Source organism: Nakamurella sp. (assembly GCF_048594475.1).
Taxonomy (GTDB): Bacteria; Actinomycetota; Actinomycetes; order Mycobacteriales; family Nakamurellaceae; genus Nakamurella.
Genome location: NZ_JBMDXT010000440.1, coordinates 1 through 4,456, shown reverse-complemented (window position 1 = coordinate 4,456; position 4,456 = coordinate 1). Strand labels below are relative to the sequence as shown.

Sequence of the window (4,456 nt, the reverse complement as noted above, 5' to 3'; positions counted from 1 at the left end):
CAGGGTGCCGAGCAGGTGGCGGTGGCCGCGCGGCGTCACCTGCGGCGGACCGCGCCCGAGCTCGAGCAGCGGGTGGCCGCCTACCGCGGCGGCTACCTGCCCGAGGACCGGCGCGACCTGGAACGGGCCCTGGACTCCGGCGAGCTGCTCGGGCTGGCCAGCACCAACGCCCTGGAACTGGGCATCGACATCGCCGGCCTGGATGCCGCCGTCATCACCGGCTACCCCGGCACGCTGGCCGCGCTGTGGCAGCAGGCGGGGCGCGCCGGGCGGCGGGGCGCGGCCGGGGGCCCGGCCCTGGTGGTCTTCGTCGCCCGTGAGGATCCGCTGGACGCCTACCTGGTCCGGCATCCCGAGGCGGTCTTCGACCGGCCGGTCGAATCGACGGTCATCGACCCGACGAACCCCTTCCTGCTCGGCCCGCACCTGACGTGCGCCGCCGCCGAGCACCATCTGACCGAGGACGACCTCGAGGTGTTCGGCGGCGCACCGGCCCGGCGCGTGCTGGACGAGCTGGTGGCGCGCCGGGTGCTGCGCCGGCGGCCCGGCGGCGTCTTCTGGGCGAACCCGGGCCATCCGGCGGAGCAGGTCAGCCTGCGCGGGTCGGGCGCTCACCAGATCGCGGTGGTGGACCGGGCCAGCGGCCGCCTGCTGGGCACCGTCGACGCCCACCGGGCGCCGGCCGCCGTCCATCCCGGGGCGGTGCACCTGCACCGGGGCGAGAGCTATGTGGTCGACGAGCTGGACCTGGAGACCGGGATCGCGGCGGTCCGCGCCGACCGGCCGGCCTGGACCACCGTGCCCCGGTCGGTGTCGACCGCCTACCTCGGCGAGGGGCAGCTGATCCGTTCACCCGCGGCCGGCGTGCGGGTCGGGGTCGGGCCGGTCGAGCTGACCACGCAGGTGATCGGCTACCTGCGCCGGCGTCCGACCGGTGAGGTGCTCGACCAGGTCGCGCTCGATCTCCCGCGGCACACCCTGCCGACCCGCGCCGTCTGGTTCGCGATCGAGCCGGACGCGCTGCGCCGCGCCGGCGTGCGGGACGCCGCGGTCGCGGGGGCCCTGCACGCGGCCGAGCACGCGGCCATCGCCTTGCTGCCTCTGGTCGCCGGGTGCGACCGGATGGACGTCGGCGGCCTGTCCGCCGTCCCCCACCCGGACACCGGCGCCCCCACCGTGCTGGTCCACGACGGCTACCCCGGCGGGGCCGGGTTCGCCGACCGCGCGCACGAGGCGATGCGGCCCTGGCTCACCGCGGCCCGGGACGCCGTGCTGGCCTGCTGCTGCGAGGCGGGCTGCCCGGCCTGCGTGCAGTCGGCCCACTGCGGCAGCGGCAACCACCCGCTGGACAAGGTCGGCGCCGCGGCGGTGCTGGGCCTGATGGCGGACGCCCTGGCCCGTTCGTGACGGCGTCGGCCGCGCCCGCCAAGGACATCGAGCGACACCGAGCGACATCGAGCGACACCGAGCGGCACCGACGGGCTCGGTCGGCGGGCGGGGCGGGACGGACGGGTCCGTCGGCGCGCGGGCCGATCACGCCCCCCGCACGGTTCTCAGCCCGGACCTCCGATCTGCGCCACCGGACCGGCCCGGGCCCGCCCGGCGGCGGCCCCACCCAGCGGTCCGCCGACGTCGACGGCGACCTCGACCAACAGGTCGAGCCCGTCCGTGCGGCAGCCCGTCAGCTCGGCCGCGTTGGCCCGAGCCACGATCCCGGCCACGGCGCAGGCGGTCTCGGCTCCGCGCACCACCTGCCCCGCCCCGGCCAGGGCGGCCAGATCGGCCGCGGTCTCGGCCCGCTGCCGGGCCAGCATCGCCGCCCCGACGTGCACGGCCACCCCGGTCACCAGCAGCAGCACCATCACCCCGACACAGGCCAGCACCGTGGCCGCGCCCTCGTCCGCCTCCGGACCGCCGGGCGTGCCGCCGCCCGGCCGGACGGGGCCGGCCACCCGGTACCGATCCGGCTCGGCGCTCACGGCGGCCGCCCGGAGGCTTCCCGCGCCGCCGCCGCGGACGCGGAGATCACCACCCCGGGCAGCAACCCGCCGGCGGGAGCCACGGTGACCGTGACGGTGACCACCTCCCCACTCTCGACCGACCACTGCGCCCCGGACGGCGCCAGCGCCGACACCGCCTGTGCCGCACTGGAATCGTCCCCCCGGGCCGCCAGCCGCGCCGCCTCGCGGGCCGCGTCGGCGCACCGCAGTTGGGCCAGCAGGCACGCGATCCCGGCCAGGCAGGCCGCCAACACCAGCGCCAGCACGGCCAACCCGACGGCCGCCTCGATCGTCACGCTGCCCCGATCGCCGGCCCGGCCCGTCCGGCGGCGGTCGCCGGCGGGGTGGATCGCCGCGCCCGCCGCCGGACCGGAGTCCCGGGCACCGGACCGCCGGATGGACCGGTCACCCGCCGGTCCGACGGCCGGCCGGCCGGGTCGTGACGCCGCGCCGCCATCCATCGTCAGAACAGCGACATCGCCCGGTTGATCAGCTCCGTCAAGCCGGCGAGAACCGATCCGCCGGTGACGATCTGATACAGCACGGCGGCGAACGCGGCCGCCGCGACGGTCCCGACGGCGTACTCGACGGTGCTCATTCCCGCGTCCGACCGATCGTCCGGCGGCGACCCCGCCGCACCCGACCGGCCGACCGGGACGGCCGGATCGACCGGATCGACCGGACCGGTCGGGGCGGCCGGCCCGATCGGACCGATCGGACCGGCGAGGGACGCCGGGTGCCGGCCGGCCGGCTCGCTGGGCCCCGGCCCCGGATCGGCGCCCGCACCGGTCCGGTCGACGCCTCCCTGCTTGATCAACGAAACCAGCTGCAGCATCCCGACCTCCGTCTCGACCCGGGACGCCCTGCCCCGGCCGTCCCAGCCTGATCGAAGGCGACATCGAGCGACATCGGTTGCGGCGCAGTGTGGACGGAATCCGGACATGTGGACAAACGGCGGGGTCAGAAGATGCTCAACGACGCCAACAGGCCCAGCACCACCGGGGCGAGACCCAGGCACAGGAACGCCGGCAGGAAGCACACCCCCAGCGGCGCGGTCATCGCGACACCCGCCCGACCGGCCGACCGGGCGGCGTCCTGCCGGACCTCCTCCCGTACCTGCCGGCCGTGTTCCCGGACCGCATCGGCCAGCGTGGTGCCGCCGGTCGCCGACCGCCGCGCGGCGGCCGCCAGCGGAGCCAGGTCCTCGTCGGCATCGGCGACCCGCCAGGCGGTCTCGGCGTCGGCCCCGAGCGCGAGCATGGCGGCGACCGCGTCCAGCACCGCGAGCAGGTCACCGCTCCCGTCGGGCAGCGGCCGGATCCGCATCGCATCGCCGACCGCCCGCAGGGACACCGCCATCGTCAATCCCGAATCCAGCCCGGCCGCCAGCAACTCGGCGTGGCCGACGAGCAGAGCGCGCCGCGCGGCCCGCCGGCGGGGGGATCCCCGGGCCGACGCCCACCGCCGGCCCGCCAGGACCGCCGCGCCAACCAGCAGCGCCAGCCACCACCACGCCGGCGCAATCAGCGCACCGGCCAGGACGACGCCCCCCGGCACGATCAGCGGTTGCCACCGGGGATCGGCCGGAGGACCCTCGGCCGCCGGCCGGGGCACCCGAAGCGGATCGGGCAGCAGCACGATCGCGGCCGCCACGGCGAGCGCGGCCAGCGCGGCCGCCGTCGTCCCCGGCCACCCCGGTGAGAGCCAGACCGTCATCGGCCCACGATCCGGGCCGACCACAGCAGTCCACCGCACATCAGCGCCACCCCGACCAGGAGCAGCAGGCGGCCGGCCTCGGATCCCGTCAGCACCTGCACCGGATCGACTCCCATGCCCGCGCCGAGCAGCAGCCCCATGAGCGGCAACCCGGCCATCACGTAGCCCGACATCCGGGGCCCGGCCAACTGGGACATCCGCTCCTGCTCCGCGGCCACCTCGTCGGACAGCTGATCGGCGATGCCGGACACCACTCGCCCGAACGCGACCCCGTGCTCCCGGCTGAGCACCCACCCCGAGCACAGGGCGTCCAGCACTCGCCCGGCCGGTCCGCCCTCGGCGGTCGCATCCACCGGCCCGGCTCCGCTCCCGGCGCGCATCACCACCAGCAGGCGGCCCAACACCTCCGCCCCGGCACCGTGGCCGGCGCGGGCGGCGCCATCCACCGCGGTCACCGGATCGGCGCCGGCCCGCAGCTCCCGCGTGAGCGCCCGCAGTCCGCGCAGCACCTCCGGCAGGGCGCGGCGGCGACGGCGCTCGGCCACCAACCGGCGGCCGAGCAGGTATCCGGTGCCGCCGAGCATGGCCGCGGCCGGCGCTGCCGCCGGCCCGGCCAGGACGAGCGCCGCAGGCACCCCCACGGCGGCGACCAGGACGACCACGAGCCGGGCGGGCGAGCCCCGGGGCCGGACCCCCCGACGGCGCCGCCGGCGGCCCACCGGCCCCGTCCGGGGCGCCGC

General features: G+C 77.7%; 6 protein-coding genes. 1 reads left to right on the top strand and 5 read right to left on the bottom strand.

The window, feature by feature from the left end:
• Window positions 1–1,407, top strand: a 1,407-nt coding sequence (locus ACOJUF_RS19880) for a Zn-binding domain-containing protein (RefSeq protein WP_420123551.1), incomplete at its 5' end; no start/stop codon positions are given.
• 146 nt (window positions 1,408–1,553) lie between these two features.
• Here ACOJUF_RS19880 and ACOJUF_RS19875 read toward each other — a convergent pair.
• The 5 genes from ACOJUF_RS19875 to ACOJUF_RS19855 form a co-directional block, all read right to left on the bottom strand.
• The gene (locus ACOJUF_RS19875; protein ID WP_420123550.1) at window positions 1,554–1,979 is read right to left on the bottom strand and encodes an Rv3654c family TadE-like protein; all 426 of its coding nucleotides are present in this window, start codon (window positions 1,977–1,979) and stop codon (window positions 1,554–1,556) included.
• Window positions 1,976–2,296, bottom strand: a complete 321-nt coding sequence (locus ACOJUF_RS19870; protein ID WP_420123549.1) for a TadE family type IV pilus minor pilin — start codon at window positions 2,294–2,296, stop codon at window positions 1,976–1,978. The genes ACOJUF_RS19875 and ACOJUF_RS19870 overlap by 4 nt, the downstream gene beginning before the upstream one ends.
• Before the next feature lie 167 nt (window positions 2,297–2,463).
• Entirely contained in the window at window positions 2,464–2,835 is a 372-nt protein-coding gene (locus ACOJUF_RS19865) for a DUF4244 domain-containing protein (RefSeq protein ID WP_420123548.1), read from the bottom strand.
• A gap of 125 nt (window positions 2,836–2,960) precedes the next feature.
• Complete coding sequence (locus ACOJUF_RS19860; protein WP_420123547.1) at window positions 2,961–3,716, bottom strand: type II secretion system F family protein; 756 nt, start codon at window positions 3,714–3,716, stop codon at window positions 2,961–2,963.
• On the bottom strand, window positions 3,713–4,456 hold a 744-nt coding region (locus ACOJUF_RS19855; RefSeq protein WP_420123546.1), incomplete at its 5' end, for a type II secretion system F family protein. The genes ACOJUF_RS19860 and ACOJUF_RS19855, both read right to left, overlap by 4 nt.

What these genes read in the sequence shown, in the direction of transcription:
- ACOJUF_RS19860 (WP_420123547.1), bottom strand. Translation starts at nt 3,716, where the DNA reads ATGACGGTCTGGCTCTCACCGGGGTGGCCGGGGACGACGGCGGCCGCG.
- ACOJUF_RS19865 (WP_420123548.1), bottom strand. Translation starts at nt 2,835, where the DNA reads ATGCTGCAGCTGGTTTCGTTGATCAAGCAGGGAGGCGTCGACCGGACC.